Annotated in this window: 16 protein-coding genes and 2 rRNA genes (1 of these 18 running past the window's edge); 7 read left to right on the forward strand and 11 right to left on the reverse strand. The window is 45.2% G+C overall.

All coding sequences use genetic code 11. The features are described 5' to 3' along the window. The 4 genes from ACVFI8_RS13655 to ACVFI8_RS13670 all read left to right on the forward strand — a co-directional run. A 23S ribosomal RNA gene (locus tag ACVFI8_RS13655) occupies positions 1–835 on the forward strand (it extends 2,054 nt beyond the left edge of the window). A 113-nt stretch (positions 836–948) separates the two neighbouring features. Continuing rightward, positions 949–1,064, forward strand: a 5S ribosomal RNA gene (rrf, locus tag ACVFI8_RS13660). 450 nt (positions 1,065–1,514) lie between these two features. Next, positions 1,515–2,483 (forward strand): PIN domain-containing protein, encoded by a 969-nt coding sequence (locus tag ACVFI8_RS13665; RefSeq protein WP_457871628.1) that lies wholly within the window; start codon positions 1,515–1,517, stop codon positions 2,481–2,483. Continuing rightward, the gene (locus ACVFI8_RS13670; RefSeq protein WP_457871629.1) at positions 2,480–3,880 is read left to right on the forward strand and encodes a PhoH family protein; all 1,401 of its coding nucleotides are present in this window, start codon (positions 2,480–2,482) and stop codon (positions 3,878–3,880) included. The genes ACVFI8_RS13665 and ACVFI8_RS13670 overlap by 4 nt, the downstream gene beginning before the upstream one ends. 922 nt (positions 3,881–4,802) lie before the next feature. Here the strand turns inward: ACVFI8_RS13670 and dmeF are convergent. The 8 genes from dmeF to ACVFI8_RS13710 form a co-directional block, all read right to left on the reverse strand. Beyond that, positions 4,803–5,720: a CDF family Co(II)/Ni(II) efflux transporter DmeF gene (gene dmeF, locus ACVFI8_RS13675; protein WP_329774976.1), complete on the reverse strand. Its 918-nt coding sequence runs from the start codon at positions 5,718–5,720 to the stop codon at positions 4,803–4,805. Between the two features lie 162 nt (positions 5,721–5,882). Continuing rightward, positions 5,883–6,527, reverse strand: a complete 645-nt coding sequence (locus ACVFI8_RS13680) for a cytochrome b/b6 domain-containing protein (RefSeq protein ID WP_329774975.1) — start codon at positions 6,525–6,527, stop codon at positions 5,883–5,885. A gap of 73 nt (positions 6,528–6,600) precedes the next feature. Continuing rightward, a complete protein-coding gene (locus ACVFI8_RS13685; RefSeq protein ID WP_329774974.1) occupies positions 6,601–7,140 on the reverse strand; it encodes a copper resistance protein CopA in 540 nt (179 codons plus the stop codon). Between the two features lie 19 nt (positions 7,141–7,159). Continuing rightward, positions 7,160–10,282 (reverse strand): efflux RND transporter permease subunit, encoded by a 3,123-nt coding sequence (locus ACVFI8_RS13690; protein ID WP_329774973.1) that lies wholly within the window; start codon positions 10,280–10,282, stop codon positions 7,160–7,162. Next, a complete protein-coding gene (locus ACVFI8_RS13695) occupies positions 10,282–12,075 on the reverse strand; it encodes an efflux RND transporter periplasmic adaptor subunit (RefSeq protein ID WP_457871630.1) in 1,794 nt (597 codons plus the stop codon). The genes ACVFI8_RS13690 and ACVFI8_RS13695 overlap by 1 nt, the downstream gene beginning before the upstream one ends. Before the next feature lie 12 nt (positions 12,076–12,087). Then, positions 12,088–13,353 carry a TolC family protein gene (locus tag ACVFI8_RS13700; RefSeq protein WP_457871631.1) on the reverse strand — a complete coding sequence of 422 codons (1,266 nt, stop codon included), beginning with the start codon at positions 13,351–13,353 and terminating at the stop codon, positions 12,088–12,090. Positions 13,354–14,167: 814 nt separating this feature from the next. Then, positions 14,168–15,211 carry an AraC family transcriptional regulator ligand-binding domain-containing protein gene (locus tag ACVFI8_RS13705; RefSeq protein ID WP_457871632.1) on the reverse strand — a complete coding sequence of 348 codons (1,044 nt, stop codon included), beginning with the start codon at positions 15,209–15,211 and terminating at the stop codon, positions 14,168–14,170. Next, positions 15,204–16,157, reverse strand: a complete 954-nt coding sequence (locus ACVFI8_RS13710) for a diguanylate cyclase domain-containing protein (protein WP_457871633.1) — start codon at positions 16,155–16,157, stop codon at positions 15,204–15,206. Before ACVFI8_RS13710 ends, ACVFI8_RS13705 begins: the two co-directional genes overlap by 8 nt. A 344-nt stretch (positions 16,158–16,501) precedes the next feature. Here ACVFI8_RS13710 and ACVFI8_RS13715 point away from each other — a divergent pair, with 344 nt between their 5' ends. Next, positions 16,502–18,574, forward strand: coding sequence for a phytase (locus ACVFI8_RS13715; protein ID WP_457871634.1), 2,073 nt, complete (start codon positions 16,502–16,504; stop codon positions 18,572–18,574). Between the two features lie 95 nt (positions 18,575–18,669). Here the strand turns inward: ACVFI8_RS13715 and ACVFI8_RS13720 are convergent, their stop codons facing one another. Next, a complete protein-coding gene (locus ACVFI8_RS13720; protein WP_457871635.1) occupies positions 18,670–18,957 on the reverse strand; it encodes a hypothetical protein in 288 nt (95 codons plus the stop codon). A 129-nt stretch (positions 18,958–19,086) separates the two neighbouring features. Here ACVFI8_RS13720 and ACVFI8_RS13725 point away from each other — a divergent pair, with 129 nt between their 5' ends. Further along, positions 19,087–19,311: a hypothetical protein gene (locus tag ACVFI8_RS13725; RefSeq protein WP_457871636.1), complete on the forward strand. Its 225-nt coding sequence runs from the start codon at positions 19,087–19,089 to the stop codon at positions 19,309–19,311. 23 nt (positions 19,312–19,334) lie between these two features. Here the strand turns inward: ACVFI8_RS13725 and ACVFI8_RS13730 are convergent, their stop codons facing one another. Next, positions 19,335–19,961, reverse strand: coding sequence for a LysE/ArgO family amino acid transporter (locus ACVFI8_RS13730; protein WP_457871637.1), 627 nt, complete (start codon positions 19,959–19,961; stop codon positions 19,335–19,337). A 1-nt stretch (position 19,962) separates the two neighbouring features. Further along, the gene (locus tag ACVFI8_RS13735) at positions 19,963–20,667 is read right to left on the reverse strand and encodes a B3/B4 domain-containing protein (protein ID WP_457871638.1); all 705 of its coding nucleotides are present in this window, start codon (positions 20,665–20,667) and stop codon (positions 19,963–19,965) included. 45 nt (positions 20,668–20,712) lie between these two features. On the opposite strand from ACVFI8_RS13735, the gene ACVFI8_RS13740 reads away from it, so the two are divergent. Next, complete coding sequence (locus ACVFI8_RS13740) at positions 20,713–21,315, forward strand: XRE family transcriptional regulator (RefSeq protein WP_457871639.1); 603 nt, start codon at positions 20,713–20,715, stop codon at positions 21,313–21,315. The last annotated feature ends 344 nt before the right edge of the window (positions 21,316–21,659 follow it).

A 21,659-nucleotide genomic window follows, 5' to 3' on the forward strand; every position in this document is an offset into this window, starting at 1 on the left:
AACCTTTACTACAGCTTGACACTGAACATTGACCCTACATGTGTAGGATAGGTGGGAGGCTTTGAAGCGTTGTCGCTAGATGATGTGGAGCCGACCTTGAAATACCACCCTTGTAGTGTTGATGTTCTAACGTTGGTCCCTTATCGGGATTGCGGACAGTGTCTGGTGGGTAGTTTGACTGGGGCGGTCTCCTCCCAAAGAGTAACGGAGGAGCACGAAGGTTGGCTAAGTACGGTCGGACATCGTACGGTTAGTGCAATGGCATAAGCCAGCTTAACTGCGAGACAGACACGTCGAGCAGGTACGAAAGTAGGTCATAGTGATCCGGTGGTTCTGTATGGAAGGGCCATCGCTCAACGGATAAAAGGTACTCCGGGGATAACAGGCTGATACCGCCCAAGAGTTCATATCGACGGCGGTGTTTGGCACCTCGATGTCGGCTCATCACATCCTGGGGCTGAAGTCGGTCCCAAGGGTATGGCTGTTCGCCATTTAAAGTGGTACGCGAGCTGGGTTTAGAACGTCGTGAGACAGTTCGGTCCCTATCTGCCGTGGGCGTTTGAGAATTGAAAGGAGCTGCTCCTAGTACGAGAGGACCGGAGTGGACGAACCGCTGGTGTTTGGGTTGTTATGCCAATAGCATTGCCCAGTAGCTACGTTCGGAACTGATAACCGCTGAAAGCATCTAAGCGGGAAGCAGGCCTTGAGATTAATTCTCACTAGGACTTTAAGTCCTCTGAAGGGCCGTTGGAGACTACAACGTTGATAGGCAAGGTGTGTAAGTGCTGTGAGGCATTGAGCTAACTTGTACTAATTACCCGTGAGGCTTAACCATACAACACCCAAGTGGTGTTGCTTATAGATACCTTATTTTTTATGACCAAGAGTACTTGTTATACTCGTGGGATATTGTCAGTTTTTTCGAATGTTAAAGACAACAAGTTTTTGCCTGGTGGCAATAGCGTTGTGGACCCACCTGAACCCATGCCGAACTCAGAAGTGAAACGCAACTGCGCCGATGATAGTGTGGGGTCTCCCCATGTGAAAGTAGGTCACTGCCAGGCGCCTATTTAGAGAAAGCCTATCCTAACGGATAGGCTTTTTTTATGCCTGAGGTTTAGTCACCGGCTTTTAGTCACCGGCTACCACGCTGAGCTGATAGCCATAGATAGCCATGGGTAAGCATGCTTTTTCAGGCTGAAGTGAAAGCCGCTATGCTGCGCACCTATTTAGAGAAAGCCTATCCTAAGGGATAGGCCTTTTTTTATGCCTAAAATAAATCGCTGCTTGTTAATAGGAATTAGGAGCAGGGGGGCTGGCTATTTTTCTCTACATTAAATAACACCAACAAAACATAGCGACTTAACGCATAGCTTCGCTGGATGTTTGCTTAAATATTGCTCATCTAGTTGTGTGCTTGCACTGAAAAGTTTGTAAACATGAACAGGATGTTTTAACTTGAGATTGACGTTTGCACGATTCTTAGATCACCCATGGGCCTATGGAGGGCAAATATGGAAAATGATTCCCTAAGTAAACTGTTCATTCTCGATACCAATGTGCTGCTGCACGAACCCCTCGCAATATACTCTTTTCAAGAACACGATGTAGTCATTCCAATGACGGTACTAGAAGAACTAGACCGGATTAAAGACAGACAAAAAGATGTGAGCCGTGACGCTAGAGTGGCGATACGCTCGCTTGAAGATGTTTTTGCCTCGGCCTCTCCTGAGCAAATTATTAACGGTATTCAGTTACAGAATGAAGCGGATAACCAGGTTAGCGGTAAAGTAGCTATCTTCGCTGATCATACTCTGAAAAAACAGCTACAAACCTTCACCGATGACGAGCCGGATAACCGAATTATTAACGCCGCTTTATACTTGCAGTCTAAATATGCACCACGTGAAGTCATCCTCGTCACTAAAGACATCAATATGCGGCTTAAAGCGAAAGGCGCCGGTTTAGAGCGGGTCGAAGACTATCGAACAGACCAACTAATTGATGATATACGTTTGCTGGCAAAGGGTTTTGTTGAATTCGAAGGCAGCTTTTGGGGCCGGGTTAAAGACTGCGATAGCAGCTCAGAGGGACGTGATACCCATCATGTGGTGGACGCTGAAATAGTTGGGCCTTGTTATGTTAACCAATACATTATCGATGATACAGAAAGCTTCGCTGCCAGAGTCCTGAAAAAAGATGAGCAAAAAGTAGAGTTGCTTGATCTTGGCTATGAACGCTTAATGGCAAAACACGCTTGGGGAGTTCACCCCAAAAATATTTATCAAGGGATGGCCTTTGATGCACTGCTAGACCCGAGTATCGATTTGGTGATACTAACCGGTCCTGCTGGCTGTGGTAAAACGGGTGTCAAGGATGAATTTAGGAATAATAATGTACATACCATTGTCGCAATAACTTCTGTGCAGAAACAAACTGGTGAAGGAGCGTCGTTGGACGTTTTACTAGGAGGTGCAGCATGAGTAGTTTGCAGGAAAGTGATAACAATAAGGTTTATGTACTTGATACAAATGTTCTACTTCATGACCCTTTAGCTGTATACGCATTTGAAGAGCACAGAATAGTTGTTCCAATGACGGTGCTTGAGGAGCTAGACAACATTAAAGATCGAAAAAAAGATGTCTCAAGAGATGCTAGGTTGGCCATCCATGCTCTAGATAAGCTGATAAATGGGGCGTCACCTGAACAAGTGCAAGAAGGAGTTGAAATCGAGCATGAGGGCAGGGGAACAAAAGGAACCCTTTCTATATTTGCAGACTATCAACTACTCAAAGATACAAGTGGGTCTGAGTGGATGCCAATGGATGGGCCAGACAATATCATCATTAACAGTGCATTGTTCCTACAGCATCAGTATACATCTCACGAAGTAGTACTTGTTACAAAAGACATCAATATGCGTCTGAAAGCTAAAGGCGCGGGCTTAAATCATGTTGAAGACTACCGTCGAGACAAAGTTGTCGAAGATATCGCTCTACTCGCAAAAGGGTTCATTGAGTTAGAGGGGAGCTTTTGGGGGCGAGTACAAGATTGCGAAAGTACTACAGAGGGCCGCGATACGATTCACACGATTGATGCCAGTATTTTAGGACAGTCATATATAAACCAGTATGTAATTGATGACACCGAGAGTTTTGCTGGGCGAGTGTTAGCGACGCATGAAGAGTCTACAGATTTGTTGGATATAGGGTTCGAGCGCTTAATGGCAAAGCACGCTTGGGGAGTCCACCCCAAGAATATTTACCAAGGAATGGCTCTAGACTGCTTGCTCGATCCAGATATCGATTTGGTTGTGCTTAGTGGTCCTGCTGGGTCAGGGAAAACATTTCTCGCCCTCGCCGCGGCTTTGGAAATGACTATAGAGAAAGGCTTATTCGGGAAAATAATTGTAACTAGAAGTACACCAGAAATAGCTGAGTCTATAGGTTTCCTTCCAGGAACTGAAGAAGAGAAGATGCTGCCTTGGCTCGGTGCGGTTACGGATACTCTTGAGGTCCTCCATAAAAATGATGTGTCACCACAAAACTCGATGCAATACATAGTTGATAAGGCGAACCTTCAGTTTAAATCGCTAAATTTTATGCGTGGACGATCAATTACTGGGGCGTTTGTACTTGTGGATGAAGCTCAGAACTTAACGGCTTCACAGCTAAAAACTCTTATTACCCGTTGTGGCGAGGGCACTAAGCTTGTGATTTCCGGAAATCTAGCTCAAATAGATAGTAATTATTTATCTCCGGTAACTTCTGGCCTAGCTTACATCATCGAGAGGTTTAAAGAGTTTGATGGTAGTGCCAATGTCTATCTCGATGGGGTTGTTCGTTCGAGGCTTGCTTCATTCGCAGAAAACAACCTTTAAGTGAAACAAGCAAGATGTAAGTACTAAAACTATCAATAGTGAAAGCGACTTTATCTAGGTGGAGAGACGTCGATAACCGATACTATATTCATCGAAGAATGGAGATATCGCTCTTATCGGCCTTAGGGGACAATTACGACTTTCTTTTGGTACGGAGAATTCCAACAGCCTAAGCTCATTATGCTTTTGCCTCACGAAGACTTGTGTTAGCAAAAATGCAGACGCTCGGCTTTTAGCGCGTGAATGGGTTAATGGATTCGATAATCACGTTGCAGACAAAATTTTTGTTAACTCTGGCTATACCTTCCAATTTGCTAGCGAAAGGTGAATCCGCAATGAAGTTATGAAGCCTCATCCGCTAAACGGTGCAATAGCTGAAATGTTCTGTTTGTGGACCTACAGCAGAGGCTAATGGTGATTTTGTTAAACAAGCTTTGGTATTGAACCTAAGAAGTTGTTTGCGCGAGCTATTGAGGCAGTTATCTAACCAGCATTGTGTAACTACTTTGTTCTACTTGGATGATTGGTATAGTAAAGTTTGATAAATCTGATTTGTCTGACACGAGCCAATAAGTCTAGTTACAAGTATGAACTCAATAACACCGTTAAATCATGTTGGCATCATGGTTTCAAAAGGCGTGGTTATGCTGCGTTAATTTTCATTTTCTCGCCCCCCCCCCCGCGAGAAATTGAAATCATTAAAACATATCAGGCTATTAATTTAAGTGTGTAAGTAAAGTGTTTGTGTTGGTATTTAATTGGCGTTTCGCTTTAAATTTGCTATTGCGTATCTATGGTCTATCTCATTCTTGTCGAGAGCGTGCCAGCACGATAACTGCTAGCACGTTTTTAGACAATAACGAGTTAGCACTCGGTTAAAATAAGCGACTCTATGGCTTTTTTTAAAGTAAAACTTTGAGTACTACTTATGAACTTCGATACTTACATGTCTCAGCTTGGGAATATGTTGTAACAGCTGCTTATAGGCTATCAACGAACGAGGTGCTTCGCTACGTATTGAGATTACAGCGCTAAGTGACTTCTCTCCAAGGTGCCAAACATGTAAATCTGTGATTTCTATCTCTTCGTCTTTCAAAGCTTCACGCACACGATTCTCGGTGGTTTGACACTGTTGGTCGAGTAAGTGACTACTTGTTAATGATATTAAGCCCCAAGCCCATTTACTTATAACTAGAGCTCCCACAATACCCATTACTGGGTCTAACCAATTAAGCCCTGCGTATTTGCCAGCGAGTAGCGCGAATATAGCGAGTAATGATGTTAGTGCGTCGGCTAGTACGTGCATATATGCTGCGCGTAGATTGTGATCTTGGTGAGAGTGGCTGTGTTCTTCGTCATGGTGATGATGGTGATCATCTTTGAGAATCCAAGCACTTACTAAGTTAACTAACAAGCCAATAACAGCAACTAAAATCGCTTGATTAAAGGCAATCGCTTGTGGTTCGAAGAAGCGAGTGATCGACTCGATTATCATGAGAAGAGAAACTACAGCTAAAGCAATTGCACTGGCAAAACCTCCAAGCGAGCTGACTTTTCCGGTACCAAAGCTGAACTTGGGGTTGTTTACGTGCTTGCGAGCGTATCGATAAACGAAGATAGTTATCGCGAATGCAGCAACGTGAGTCCCCATGTGCCATCCATCAGCAAGCAAAGCCATGGAGCCAAACCAAGTTCCAGCAACAATCTCAATTACCATGGTAATGGCAGTAAGCGTTAATACAATTAATGTACGCTGTTCACCTTGATTGGTGTGGTGAGAAAAATCGTGTTGGTGAGCTTGGCTGCTAATATCAAAAGCGGCTTGATGTTGGTGATCCATAAACTTATTTACCATCCCTGTAAGTCAGAATTCTAATAAAAAATAGTAACTGTTCTCACTCTTATTCTTGCAAACTCAATTTATCTATATGATAAGTTAGATCAAAAAAGCCGCTGATTTGAGTCACGCTCAAGGCCTTTTCATTCAGTTGTTGTTTACGATTTAGAAAACTAAGGTCAATGCTATCAGCAGACTAGCTGCCAATATCGGCCAAAGCCCAGGCTTGATGTTAGGTTTGCTTGCGATATTTTTATTCTTATAACCACTGAACATAGCACTCAAGTAACCACGCTTCCTTAAGCAAAAGTATCCAATCGCCAGTATGTGAATTGCGATAAGCGCAAATAAGTAATCGACGTTATTTGAATGGAGGGCTTTAAACCATTCGTAGTATTGTTCGTCCACATAGGCATATAAGGGTCCATCAGAGAGAATGTCATCAGAATTAAACAAACCTGATAGAAGTTGTATTAACAGCAATACCCATAAAGCCAGCACCATATAAGAACCAAGGTAAGAGTGCCCTGTATGTATGCTTTCTTTGCCGCCCAATTCTTGTTTGAGTTCATCGAGTGCACCTTTAGGGTGAAGCTGTAGTGACTTAAACAGCGCGGTTTCACTACCAAAGTAACCCCAGATGAATCGAACCAGAAGCAAAGCCAAGAGTGCCAAACCTAGCTGCATGTGCAAATCAACTTCATCGTACTTCATACTTAACCACAAGCCGACTAGCAGAGCTAATTGCAGCCAGTGATAAAAACGAATAAACCTGTCCCACACCAAAACTTTTTGTTTAGCACTCATCATCACCCTCTCACTCTTTGTTTTAGGCGCACTAGGAGTTTAGCGAGGCCGCCAATTTATGACGGCCAATTAATAGCTATTTGTCACAACTCATACGGAATTTCTTATGGCTTCGTTTGCTGTGCTTCTTCACTTCGATTAGGGTGTTTTTGACGAGTTTCTTGTCTTCAACTTGTTGTAGTTGGCCAAATAACACCAACAGTTCATCTATACCTTTCATATAGCTCATATGTGCCATATGGGTATTGTGGTCCATACCTTCCATATCTGGCATGTTACTGTGATCCATACTTGAATGGTTCATATCTGAGTGGTCTACGTTAGCCATCTCTGCCATATGATCATCATGTTCAGCCATGTGATGTTCGCTATCTTGCAATTTCAGAGGGATCAGTTGCTTGGCTTCTTTAGCATTAATAATTAGTTGTGCTGCATGTTGCTGCATAGCTGTTTGATCATCACCTTTGAATGCATCAACGTAGGCTTTAAGTTCAGACTTCATGTCTTTCATCACCGAGCCTAGCTCGGTATCTTTGCAGTGTTCACTGTGAGCATTGGCGGTAACACTCACTAGTGCCAGCGCTGATGCGGCAAGTATTGAAGCTAGTTTTTTCATAATAAATATTCCTTAATTGTTATTCGTTAATTAGTTTGCGCAGAGATACGCGCTTCCATAAGTAATAAACTGAGGGCAGCACTAGCAGGGTTAATACCACCGCTGAGGCCATACCGCCGATCATCGGTGCAGCAATTCTTTGCATAACTTCGGAGCCGGTGCCTTCACCATACATAATCGGAATCAGGCCTATGATCACCGTGGCTACGGTCATCATCACCGGTCGTACGCGCAAACCAGCGCCTTCAACAATGGCTATGCGTAATTGTTGCTTGGTAATAATGCTGTTTTTGGACAAGGCCTCTTCAAGTGATTGATTAAGGTAAATCAGCATGATGACGCCAATTTCTACAGCTACCCCCGCTAGAGCGATGAAACCCACGCCGACGGCGATGGAGAAGTTGTAACCCAATAGGTACATGAGCCAAACGCCGCCAATCATCGCTAAGGGCAAGGTGCCTAGGATTAGTAGCACTTCACCCACTCGCCTAAAGGCCATGTACAACAGCAACATGATGATGGCGAGCGTTGCCGGTACCACCACTTTCAAGGTGGCTTCTGCGCGTTCCATGTATTCATATTGCCCTGACCAACTGACTGAATAACCCGCTGGCAGAATTAGATGCTCTTGCACGTACTGCTTAGCATCTTGTACGTAGCTACCTAAGTCACGGCCTTCAATATCAACGAAGATCCAGCCATTAGGGCGTGCATTTTCGGTCTTAATCATTGGGGGCCCGTCTTCAACGTAAACCGCTGCCACATCACCAAGGGTCAATCGCAGTCCGCTTGGCGTTACCACGGGAAGTAGTTTTAGTTGTTCTACACTGTCGCGGTAACGCTGCGGATAGCGTAAGTTGATCGGGTAGCGCTCTAAGCCTTCCACTGTCTCAGACACATTCATCCCGCCAATTGCTGTAGAAACGACGGCTTGCACATCGGCGATGTTGAGGGCATAGCGAGCAGTTGCGATCCGGTCGATATCTACTTTTACATAGCGTCCACCAGCAACACGCTCAGCGTATGCAGAGGCGGTGCCAGGAACTTGGCCAAGGATTTCCTCGATATCTTTACCAATGGTTTCTATTACACTGAGGTCTTCCCCTGATATTTTGATGCCAATAGGCGTTTTGATCCCAGTCGCAAGCATATCGATACGGGTTTTAATCGGCATTACCCAGGCATTGGTTAATCCAGGGAAGTTCACCAAGTTATCAAGCTCTTGGCGCAGTTTGTCGGTGGACATCCCTTCTCGCCATTGTTCTCGAGGCTTAAGCGTGATGAAGGTTTCGATCATGGTGAGAGGTGCAGGGTCGGTGGCCGTTTCGGCACGACCTACTTTGCCCCATACCCTTTCTACTTCTGGCACTGTCTTGATCAGCTTATTGGTCTGTTGTAAGACTTCTCGCGCCTTGCCAATACTAATCCCAGGATAAGTGGTTGGCATGTACATCAAGTCACCTTCGTCTAATGGCGGGATAAACTCACTACCAATCTTGTTGACCGGGTATAAGCCCACACCGATAAGACCGACAGCGATAAGCAATACCAGTACTGGCGCTTTTAAGCTGAGATTGAGTAATGGCTTATAGCTGGCTATGAGCAGCCTGTTTAATGGGTTCTTATGCTCGGCAATCACTTTGCCACGAATAAAGTACCCCATAAGCACTGGCACTAGCGTGATTGCCAAGCCAGCTGCTGCTGCCATGGCATAAGTCTTGGTGTAGGCCAAGGGCGAGAACATCTTGCCTTCTTGGCCGTGCAAGGCAAAGACTGGTACGAAGCTGAAGGTAATGATCAACAACGAGAAGAACAATGCAGGCCCCACCTCTGAAGCCGCTTTGCCAATCACATCCCACCGGTTAGCATCCGTAAGCTCGGTTTTCTCCATGTGCTTGTGTACGTTTTCAATCATTACGATGGCTCCATCGACCATCGCGCCAATGGCGATGGCGATGCCTCCCAACGACATGATGTTGGCGTTGATGCCCTGCCAACTCATCACGATGAAGGCGATAATGATCCCCACGGGCAAGCTAACCAATACCACCAGTGAGCTACGGATGTGGAACAGGAAGGCCGCACACACTAAAACCACTACAACAAACTCTTCAATCAATTTGTCTTTGAGGTTTTCTACTGCTCGTTCAATCAAGCCAGAGCGGTCATAAGTGGTGACAATTTCTACCCCATCGGGCAGTGACGCGCTCAAACTATCCAGCTTGTCTTTGACTGCGGCGATCACCTGCTGAGCATTTTCCCCGTAGCGCATTACCACTACGCCGCCAACCACTTCGCCCTCGCCATCAAGCTCCGATAGCCCTCGGCGCATTTGTGGCCCGACTTGAATATCGGCAACATCGCCCAGTAGTAAGGGGGTACCTTGTGGGTTGAGCTTTAATGGTAGTTGTTGCAAGTCTTCGACCGAGCTGATGTAACCGCTACTGCGTACCATGTACTCGGCTTCACCCATTTCAATCACGCTGGCCCCGGTCTCTTGATTCCCTTGGGAAATCGCATTCTTTAGCTGCGGCAGGCTCAATTGGTAGGCACGCAAGCGATCGGGATCGATACTTATCTGGTACTGCTTCACCATTCCACCGACCGTTGCTACCTCACTGACACCAGCAACCGTTTGCAGCTCGTATTTTAAGAACCAGTCCTGAATGCTGCGTAACTGACTAAGGTCATGCTGACCGGTACGATCGACCAAGGCATAGCTAAATACCCAGCCAACCCCAGTAGCATCAGGCCCTAGCGCTGGCTTTGCTGCTGTCGGTAAATTAGGTGCGACTTGCGATAAGTACTCCAGTACCCGCGAACGTGCCCAGTAAATATCGGTACCATCTTCAAAAATGATGTAGACATAGGAGTCACCAAAGAAGGAGTAGCCACGCACGGTCTGCGCACCCGGTACTGATAACATGGCGGTGGTCAAGGGATAGGTAACCTGATCTTCAACCACCTGTGGGGCTTGGCCTGGATACGAGGTCTTAATGATAACCTGCACATCTGACAAGTCCGGGATAGCGTCGACGGGCGTATTTTTGATGGCGAAACCACCGTAGACCAAAATAGCGAGCGTCGAGACCAAGACTAAAAAACGATTGTGTATCGACCAACGAATAATACTAGGGATCATTACTGCTCTCCCTCTTCATCATCTAAATCCAGCCAATCCAAATCTTCATCCACTAAGGTGCTTGTATCGATATCCGCATTTTGCTGTGGACGATGCCCCATCTGTGAATGGTCCATGTCGCTGTGATCCATTTGAGAGTGGTCCATCGTGCTGTGTTCCATATTGCCGTGGTCCATTTGAGAGTGGTCCATCGTGCTGTGATCCATAATGCCATGTTCCATTTGAGAGTGGTCCATGGTGCTGTGATCCACACTGCCGTGGTCCATTTGAGAGTGGTCCATGGAGCTGTGATCCATACTGCTGTGGTCATGACCCATCGCTGATTGCTTCAATGCATCAGGATTCAAGTCGCCAGGAACAAGCTTGGATATAGGAAACTGATTGTCTTGCTTGTTAATGGTAAATTTGAGCTCTCTTCCCGGCACGATCTGCTCGGTAATTTCAGTCTGTTTCAATGGAAAGTCCATCACCATACCTGGCCATTCCCATTCGGGTACGGGTTCATGGGCAATAGTTAGGGCGCCGTCTTTTACCGCGATTACCACACCACTTGCCACTACCGACTCGGTATGCCGATCTGGGGGGCCAATGCGACTGAAATCAGCGCTCAAGCTAGATTCAGAATCCAACATAAATTGGGCACTGGTCACGATAGTGTCACCACTCATCAAGCCATCAAGTATTTCCACTTGCCCCTGGCTTTCGCGACCTACTTCAACTCGTACGCTTTGATACTTTCCTGCGCCTCGTTTCATTACTACGCGATCAAAGCGGCCGCCTCTAATCACCGCTTCGCTAGGAATGGTTAATACTTGGCTCGCTTGTGCTGAGGAAACTCTGACTCGAGCATACATATTGGGTTTGAGCCGCTCGTCGTCATTGGCAAACTCCATGCGAACACGCAGGGTGCGAGTAAGCGGATCAAGATTGGGGTAGATGTAGTCAATTTCACCTTGCCAGGTTTGTCCGGGGTAGCTGTCTACACGCATTTCTACTCGGTCCCCCTGCGCCACTAAGCCTGCTTGTGACTCAAATAATTCACCGATCAACCAAATGCTATCCAAGGCTCCAGCATCAACTAGCGTGGTAGCGGGGGTAATATAAGCGCCTTCCCTAACACCAAGCTTGGCGATATATGCTGAGCTTGGTGCATATAGTTCGACTAACTGTTCGCTACGACGTTGCTTAGTCACACGCTTAACTTGCTGATCAGACATACCCAATACATTGAGCCGAGTCTTAGCTGAGTCAATCAAACGCTTATTACCCATGTTCAGGGCATTGAGTAAGTCATCTTGGGCCTTAACCAACTCCGGAGAGTAAATAGACATAAGGTATTGGCCTGCATCAACACGCTCGCCCTCTGCTTTTACCGCCAGCTTTTCAACCCAACCTGCAACCCTGCTATTAAGTTGCCACTGGGTATTCTCGTTCAGGTTTAGTGTGCCCACGGTTTCAATGGCCGTGGCGAAACTGTTCAGCTCAACCTTAGAAATTCTAACACCAAGGTTATTCTCAACACTCGGATCGATGGTGACTAAGCCGGGCTGGCTAGCAGATTGGTTTTCCTCAAAAACGGGAACGAGATCCATCCCCATAGGAGATTTGCCCGGCTTGTCACGGCGATAGTTAGGGTCCATTGGCGCTACCCAGTACAGCGGCTCAGCTTCTCCCGATGCGCTATAACCAGTGTGGCTATCGGCGCTATGCTGTTGCTGCATCAAGTCATTTGCGAAGTAACCTCCACCCAAGCCAAGGGCTAGAAATAGACTGCTTAATACAAATTTATTCATTCGGTTCTACTCCTACAGGGCCTGAAAATAACGAACTTGAGCAAGGGATTGGTATTGCTGGGTTTGCAGCTGTTCAAATTCCAGCTGTAAGGCGGTTTCATCCATGAAAGCCTTGACCACTAGATCAAAGCTCACTGTATTAGATTGATACCCTTGGATAGCGGCTTGGGTATTGGCTTTGGCTTGTGGCAACAAAGTTTGCTGATAGCGAGCTAAGCGCAGGTTAAGATTTTGTACCTGTGCAACCTGACCATTGAGCCTACCATTCATGTTTTTTAGCAGTAGGTCGCGTTCTGCTTGCTTCACACCCTTGCCACGTGTCGCTGAAATGACCGCCTGGTCTTGACGTTTATCGGTAAACAATGGGACGTCCATAGACAAAAAACCAGAAACCAAATCGGGACGAGCACTACCATCCATATCACGACTGTTTCGATGGCCATATCCAACTTCGACTTTAAAGGCGGGCTTGTAGGCCTCATTTGCGATTTCGATTTGTTTTTCAGCCTCGTCAATGGCGGCTTGTTTCACCAACACCAGAGGATGCTGCGAAAGCAGTGTGTAGTGTTCGGTATCGGCTTGCTCTACATAATTAGCGGTGGCATCCCATTGCGGAAGTGCGCTATCAAATGGTTGATAAGCCTGAGCGCCAAGCCACGTTGCTAGCTGTCCTCGATAGGCTTGTTCTTGCTGGGAAAAGGCCGCGATCTGCTCATCAAACTTACTTAGTTGTAGCTCTGCTTGGAACAAGTCTTGGCTTTGCTTGTAGCCCAATTCGAACTGGCCACGCACGTGCTCAACATTGCGAGCGAACAATTGCTTATTTTCGGCTAAAAGATGTTGTGCCGTATTAGCGAAACGCACACTTAACCACATTTGTCGGATTTGCTGGCTAAGTTCCAAGCGACGCTCAGCAGCTTGATAGCCAGTTTGCTGCTCCAATATTTGGTAACGCTGGCCGCTTAGCTCACGGGTATTGCCTCGGCTAAACTCTTGGGCAAGCCCAACACTCAGCTGAGTCATAGGGTCTTGGTCAAATTTGAAGCTATCAGTGGGTAGGTTCGCGAGACCTAACCTGATCATAGGGTCCTTTAGCTGACCACTCTGCACACCCATGGCAGAAATTTGTTGTTGTCGCTGAGCATATAAATTCTCAGAGGGATCGCTACTAAGCGCTAGCTCTACTGCACGTTCAATATTTAAAGGGGCGGCTATCACCGTGGCACTTGTCGATAGCGCAACGACAAGCACAACCTCTTTGCAAGAGGGAATAAACATGTTTCTTCCTTACTGTTGATTTAAAAAATAGTTAACTAAATCAAACAGTAAGAGGGGGTCTGAAGGGTAGTTCCTGTAAAGACGGGTGGAGATTAAAAGTGTAAAAACTGGTCGCAGCACTTTGTGGCTGCGGTATGAAGTGTAGGCTGGAAGATATGAATGCAGGCGTTGCAGCACACAACGACAACTGACAATCTAACTTACATAAGTCATCCAGCTTAGATTTATTCTCATTGTCGGAAATATTGCCATCATTATGGCAATCCATAGTCATGTGCATTATTTCTTGATCGGCACTATGTTTTTGCGCATGCGAAGAATGCTCCGAAGCGCTAGAAACGCCGGATACCATTTGTAAGCAAAACACAAAGATCAAAAACAAAGCTTTCATATCATCGTGATGGTAAGTCAAAGGCGAAGATTACTGCAAGCAATTTTAGCAACAGCGAGAAATTAGTTTAAAAACAACTCTTAATAATCTACTTCGGAGGACATGCGTTCTAACGAGTCAAACTTGATAAGGGCAGCCGGTTTAATTGCTGATGGAGTCTCATACTAAATGCTACTAGAAATAGCCAAAACCCAAATTTCTGGTGAACAACTCTAACTCACTTTGGGGCATAAACGTTTTAGCATGCCTGCCCCGTCTGAACTGAATTTGCAAAAACGATCAATCTTTATTGTATATGACCAGACTTTATTGTGACTGTTCAAACTCTATTGTTTGCCGACATCAATGCTCACGAATTATATCGAATTCAACTAGAACCATCTGGTAAACAGAATAAAGCCGTGAAGGCGGCTAAGAGTACAACTAACAGCGAGTCCAACGGCGCAGCGCTCGACGAAAATTACTCACATCAAAAAAGTTTAATTGTTGCGCTAACTGCTCATCACTGTAGCCATATTCATCACGTAGGTGGAATACCTGCTCTTGCCTCACTTCATCGCAAAGTGTGCGATAACAACTATGATGCTGCTGTAGCTTTCTTTTTAAGGTGGCCTGACTGATCGCCAGCTGCTCAGAGAGTTGCTGTAAGCTTGGAATATCTGGCAACTTCTGGCGCATCAATGCGCGCACTAAACTCAGTAAAGCTTGTTTATTCTGGCCTTGTTTTACTTTGGCTAGGGCCATGCGATAACGGGTATCGGAATGCTCCGGCCATGGTTCATCTACATACTCCAGCTCTATAGTTAAACTATTGTAAGCACGATTAAAGTTTAACTTTTTGCCCAAATATACCTCATACAACTCAGGCCAAGAGGGCATGGCAAAAGCCAAATTAACTTGCCATGGTAAAGGCTTACCCGCACGCCATTGGCAAAATGACACTACCGCCGTAAATAGCGCCTCAATTAACCAAATATGAAGCCTTTGGCCTTCACTGGGAGACTTGTGCGCAGCTAATTCACCAAAGGCATCTTCCACCACTAATTGGCAGTGTTTAGCAGACAAGTGAACACCGAGCTTTAACATAGGAAAATAAACACTGGCATATTCTTCGAGTAATCCCAAAGCACTGCGTAAATTAGGTGCATGGCTCAATAGGTGAGAATAATCTTGAAACATTCCTGGCCACAGTCGCTGACCAAACAAAAAGCTAATATCTCGCTCTTCAGCCAGCTTACTTATGTTTAAACAAAGCTGCGCCAACTGCTTACTACTAATCTGGTAGCCGCCACTCAACACGTCTTCATAAAAAATACTGGTACGGCTGAGTAAATAATTATAATTTAAGCCCCGATCAGCCAGTAAATCTAACAGCAAAGCTAAATGCCCCTCTGCTGGAATAAAGGCTTGATCGCGCTCCCACCAACTCAAAACAGGCTTGTCACAACTCGACTTAAGTTTACTCATTGGCCTGCTTAGTCTCTGCTAAATCATCTAGTGCCTGAGTTAACAAAGTCTGCACCATGCTTGTTGGAGATCCATTAGCACAGCTCATCCCTAAACCAATAGCGACTGAAAGTTGGCAACGCTGCTCCCCATTCGCTAGGGGTAATGAAAAAGCATTTAAGTTTTGTTGTAAAGCTTGCGCCAAATAATCCGCCTGCTGCGCAGAGACATTATTCACAAGCACAGCAAAGCGCGCGCCTGCATAATGACACAGTAAATCGTCAGGGCGCACACTTAATAACAGCAGCTCACTTGCCTTAAGTAAGCAAGCATCAGCTTGCTTAGCTGCATACTGATGAACCCAGTGATTGAACGAAGTGACTTCCACCAACAGCAACGCTGTTTGCTGCCAGCAAGCCACATTAGTACTGCGTTTGGTAAGCGCTTGCTTTAAGTAAGCTAAGTCTGGCAAATGCAAAGACTTATTTAAGCTTACAGGCTGAGCAAAAATATGCTGACGCTTACCCAAATACAAATTGGTGGTTTGCTGCTCACGGCGCCAGCACCAAAATGCTGCTGTAATTAACGCTAAACCAACAGGACTTGCTTCTAATAGGCTATCCCATTGAATCGCCTCGGGGAGTCGAATAAATTCATCAAGAAAGTCCTGTACTAAAGCCAAATCAAGCATGATTAAGCCTGAGGCAAATAAACTCGTCACTCGCCCTTTCATGCGAACCGACAGAATCAACAACAGCCAGCAAAATACCAGCAAGGCACTAAGCCCTTCACCTACTATGTCTACCCAATCCCATTCAGCAAGGGTTTTTAATTCCCCCACGTACAAATTCAGTGCTAACTGTGTGCTTAACAATACCAACAACAAACACAACCACTGCCAATGCCGCTTCAGCGCATTAAAGAATGCACTTATTTGGTAAAAAATTTTAATTAGGGCATCTGCCACATAGGCCTCCTTAACTTGTACACAAAGGTGTAAAACGCCGAAACAATAGCAGCTCAGAAAGGAAGAAATATGAAAATAGTCTGATTAGCTCAGCCATTTTGCATTAATTTGGCAATTTTATTACATAAAAGCGACGTTCCGCCCCACCGCCATCTTGGCGGTTGGCCCAGCGAGAAGGGTCAGTGCCAAGTCCACTCACTAAATTCAGTCACAACAGCTCATAGACATACAAAAAGCTCGGGATAAAGGTGGTTTGGCAAGATCAAGGTCTTGTAGTGTCACAAAAAAGTCACCTAAGTCTTTTAGTTTTTAGCCACTTTTTAAACCCAGAAAGGAAATCTGACATGCGTACTCTTGCTCTTAGCAGCATAATTTTAAGCTTAGGCCTTAGCGGCTGTGGCAGTGACGACTCCACTCAAACCAACACTGATATACTACTGACTAGCGAGTTAACAACCTCCCATAGCTATGAAGATATTGCTGATGCCGCTGTCTGGCAGTCGGCCAGCGATACGACTCAAGATGTGTTATTAGTGAGCTTAGAAGGCGATGGTCTGGCCCTTTTCGATAACCAAGGCCAACAAGTGCTGCACGCAGATCTGGGTGAAGTTACCAGTGTCGATCTACGCTATCAAATTACAGCCGACAACGGTGAGCGCATCGACTTAGTGGCCCTAGCTTTACCCGATGAGCAAAGCGTTGGGTTTTACTCAATCGCACGGCCGCAAGGAGCAGCCCCAGAACTGCTTAGCCTTGGTCAACTTCAGCTCGATTTTGCCGCAGAAGGTATCTGCTTGTATAAAAATACTACCACTAGTGAGTTAAGTATTACTGGTGTATCCGATTTAGGATTTGCCAAGCAATACAAACTTCATTACGACGGCGCGAACATCAACAGCACCATTGTCGATGGTAACGGTCTTGCTCAAGCGGTGCGCGAACTAAATGTAGGTGGTGAGCTCAGCGCTTGTACGGTAGATGATGAAACCGCTAACCTCTACATCGCGGAACAAAATGTGGGCATTTGGGCCTACGGCGCTGATGCCGAAAACGTTAAAGAACGTAAATTGGTCGACAGTGTGGCGCCTCTGGGTCATCTAGAAGAGATCGAAGGCTTAGATTTAGTTTATCAAGAGAATGGTCAGGGCTACTTAGCCGTAGTAGATGAAGGACAAGGTTTACTATTTTATCAACGAGACAAGTTAGGATTTAGCGCCCAAACCGAGGTTAATGGTTTTGACGAAATCAAAGCCTTAGCCGTAGGTCGTGACGGTTTATGGTTGGCTAATAGTGAACTGGAACAGCCTCTTTACGAAAAACTCTCTTATGCCAGCCTCAACTTATTGCCTGAGCTGGCCATCGAAACCAGCATTAGCCATCGAGAACTCAGTAATGGTGACATCAAACTGGTGAAGTCGAATGGCGAAACCGACGCCGTAGATGACGACGGTGATGCCGCCGATGATCCCGCATTCTGGCTCAACCAAGAGGATCCCAGTGCCAGCTTAATTATTGCCACCAATAAACAGGGCGGATTGATGGCCTACAATTTAGACGGAGAGCAATTACAATACTTGCAAGAAGGTGAGCCAAATAACGTCGATTTACGACAAAACATCAGCAACTGGGATGGCTCAAGCTTTAGCCTTGCCGCCGCCTCAAATCGCGAGCTTAATACCATTAGCCTTTATAAAATTCAGGCAGCCAATAATGGTCAAGAGCCCATTGTTAAGCTGCCTGCCCTAGGTGAACAAGTAGAGCAAGCTCAGCTAGTTTCTTCAGTGGATGAAGTGTATGGGTTATGCATGTATTTGGCCGCCGATGATACACCTTATGTGTTTGTAAACGGTAAAGATGGGGTAATAGAGCAATGGCGTCTAAGCCCTAGCGAGCAAGGTATTCATGGGCAAATGGTGAGGCAACTGCAGGTAGAGAGCCAACCCGAAGGCTGTGTGGTTGATGACCTAACCGCCACCTTGTATGTTGGCGAAGAAGATGTGGGTATTTGGACTTTTAGCGCGGATGAAGGCGCCGATACCGAGGCTACGGCTTTCGCCAGTATTGATGGTCAACAATTAGTGGCCGATGTAGAAGGTTTGACTCTGTATAACGACGGCACCAACAAATACCTACTGGCCTCCAGCCAAGGCAACAATAGTTATGTTATCTATGATTTAAATCAGCAAAATCAGGCGATTGGTAGCTTCGCAATTATTGCCGACGATGCTCAAGGCTTTGATGGCGCCAGTGATACCGATGGCATTGCAGCCACCACAGCCTACCTTGGTGAAGGCTACCCAGAAGGGCTATTTATTGCTCAAGATTGGTATAACGTAGACCCAAACTATAGCGTGCAAAATCAAAACTTTAAGTTGGTGAGCTTTCAGCAAATCAAACAGGCTTTGGAGCTACCATAAACACCTAGTTTAAGCCATAAATGCAACAGGGCTTAAGTCCATAAAGCAAACAGGCGGTAAACCTACCGCCTGTTTTATTCGCCTTTAAGATGTCGCTAACTTAGTCTTGCGCTTATTCCAAGAATAATACCCCAAACCGCAATCAATGGTGCCAAAACAAATAAGCAATCCCCACTGAGTTGTGATAGTTGGCAGTTTCTCAGCGTTACTAACACAGCAAAAGTAACTAGCAGTGCGCCAATGAAGAACCAGGCAAATATAGTGCGCTGTTCTAGCTGCAAACTAGAGTTGGCTATTAAACGTTTATAACCCACTTGGCCACTGGTAAAACATAGGTTTGCACCCTGCACGATTAAAAAGCCCGGTAATTGCTGGGGCCACACAGTCCCTTTGTAAAATTAACGAGTACTGACAGTGCTTTTGGAATTTAATGAGTTATTCTTTTTCTCTATCTCAACTAGGTTGGAACACTTTTTCATCAACAACTCAGCTTAAAATCACTTGAAACTGGCTTGGCCATTCGCGTATTTGAGCAACACCATAACCACTATTTACTTGCCACTGAGCAAGGTTGGCAACAGCTGCCAGTGAGCACCGCCAATAATCGTAGGATATTGGTTATGATTGCACGACCGAAAGAAGCCATGGGGCAAAACCTTATTAGTCTATCAACTGGTGTACACCTATGGCCACAGTGTGTCAGTTGTTTTGCTAATGAAATAGAATTGGCTGATTGAAAATACAGTTCTATCGCTACGTTCTATATGTATTGGCTTAACAGAGGTGTTACCAGCTTGAATGCAATACTAAACATGATGCATGAAATCACTGAATCTAACGTTCGCCATGTTCTTGGCTTCCTAAAGAGTGGGATCAACTTATTGGCTAAATACACCAAGCCATAAAACCAGATCCCTGATGCAACCAGCGCCCCTATAACAAACAATAGTTTTTCATCAGGTTCCATTTGGGCAGTCACACCACCAAGGATCACCACCGTATCCAGATAGACATGTGGATTTAAAAAAGTAATAGCCATCGCCATCAATACGACCTTTACCCAACTCTGAGCAATGTCCGAATTTTCCAACTCTAGGTGACTTGAACCTTTCCATGCTGATTTTGCAGATTGACAACCATACCAGAAAAGAAATATAGCGCCGCCAAGAGTCAGAATGTCTTTCCATAACGGTGCTTTATAGAGAAAGGTTCCTATACCCAGTACACCAGTACTGATTAGTAGAATGTCGCCAAGAAAACAAATAGTGGCAACGGACAGTGCGTATTGCTTTTTTAATCCGCACTTTAATAGAAACACATTTTGGCTACCGATTGCGACAATCAAACTTCCTGAAACGACGGCACCCGTTAACAAAGTATTTATCACATCAAACCTCAATCGATTTTGAAGAGAAAACCAGCGATTGTTCTATCACTGAATCAGGCATGATCACTCGCAAGTGTTTAATCATTTCTTGCCCAGCCTCCTGTAGGTACTCTAGTGGTATTTCTGGCAAGCTTTCTAGAATAAACCACATGTTTCGCGTATTAGGCTCGATTCGGGTTCTGATACCCTGTCTCCAATTCCAACGACGACAAGTAACGCCTATATCATCACGCCAAATAACCTCTCCAGCATTAGGATATTCAATTGAAGGCTCTCCATTCTTCATGGTGTCAAAGCATTCAGAGCCATCTGCGATAGTGAGTGTTGGCGTTCCTTGATAACTATCCATATCTTCACCACCAACTGGTATAGCGTATCGAATACTGATGGAATTATAAATATCGATAACAGGGTCAATGCTCTGCATTACGCCATCTTTTAATACTCGTTTTCGAAGTGCTGCAGCAGAGCAAGGAGTTCTATTTGGTTTAGCGCCAAATTGACGAAAAACATCATCCCACGCATTGATGTGAGATTCTGCCCATGAATAGTCATTCTCAATGACGCAACTACAAGCTTCTTGCAGAACTCGTTTTGCGTACTCTTGGTTTTGAACTTCAGTTCCTCTGACTGATATGCTCAATGCTTTGAACTCTGGTGCAATGTAGGAAATTCGAGCATCGATTGACGGCACTATAACAACCATTAGATAATTCCTTCAGTGATTCACTTTTATGCAAGATACATTGCAATGACCAAAAAAGTCAATATATCGACCGGTAGTGGTACTGATGCTGATTTTATCAATCAAGCTGTAGCAGTAAGGATTAAGGAACATAGAAAACGTCTCAAATTGTCACTGGATGCCCTGTCAAAAAGAGCTGGCATCAGTAAAGGCATGTTAGTCGAAGTAGAGAAAGGTGCGGCCAACCCTAGTATTTCGACGTTGTGTAAACTGTCTGCTGCTCTTGGGATCTCGGTTGCCGATATTGTGAATGTCGCGAGTGCTCCATCCATTAACGTCATTGATAAAGAGGCAATTCCAACACTTTGGACTGGCGAACACGGTGGTAGCGCGAAACTTCTGGCAGGAACTAGCGGTCCCGATATGATTGAGTTGTGGCGCTGGCATATGAAACCATCAGAAATATTTGAATCATCAGGTCACTCACAAGGTACTTTTGAACTTTTTCATGTTGAGTCTGGAGTACTCACTTTGAGTATTGATGGGCAAACAATAGAACTACTTAAAGGTCAATCCGCTATAGCTAAAACGGATGTACCTCACAGCTACTCAAACCAAGCTGATTCGGATTTAGTTTTCACGATGAGTGTTGCAGAGTTACATAGATAAGCTCACCAGTTTTGCGGTGATTTTAATAAGATTTATTAAGGCAAAGTAATACTGACAATAATTGAACTAGAACTAGAACTAGAACTAGACCAAAGTAACAATGGTCGGACAAACAGCACCTGTTGCCAAGTGCCGCTCTCCTAAAATCCGTACGTGTAGCTTTCATTGCATACGGCTCAAGCCTCCACTAAGGCGTACTATATTACCCGGTATTCACAGGGGTTACCTTTACAATACTAACTTGAAGCTTTGATACTTTTGGCCAATGACTTTCCAATCTTTGGAGTATTATTGAGCAAAGCAAGGAGAGACCGGCTGAAAGTGGGCTCACTTTCCTGACAGAT

This window comes from Agarivorans sp. MS3-6, from assembly GCF_054112545.1.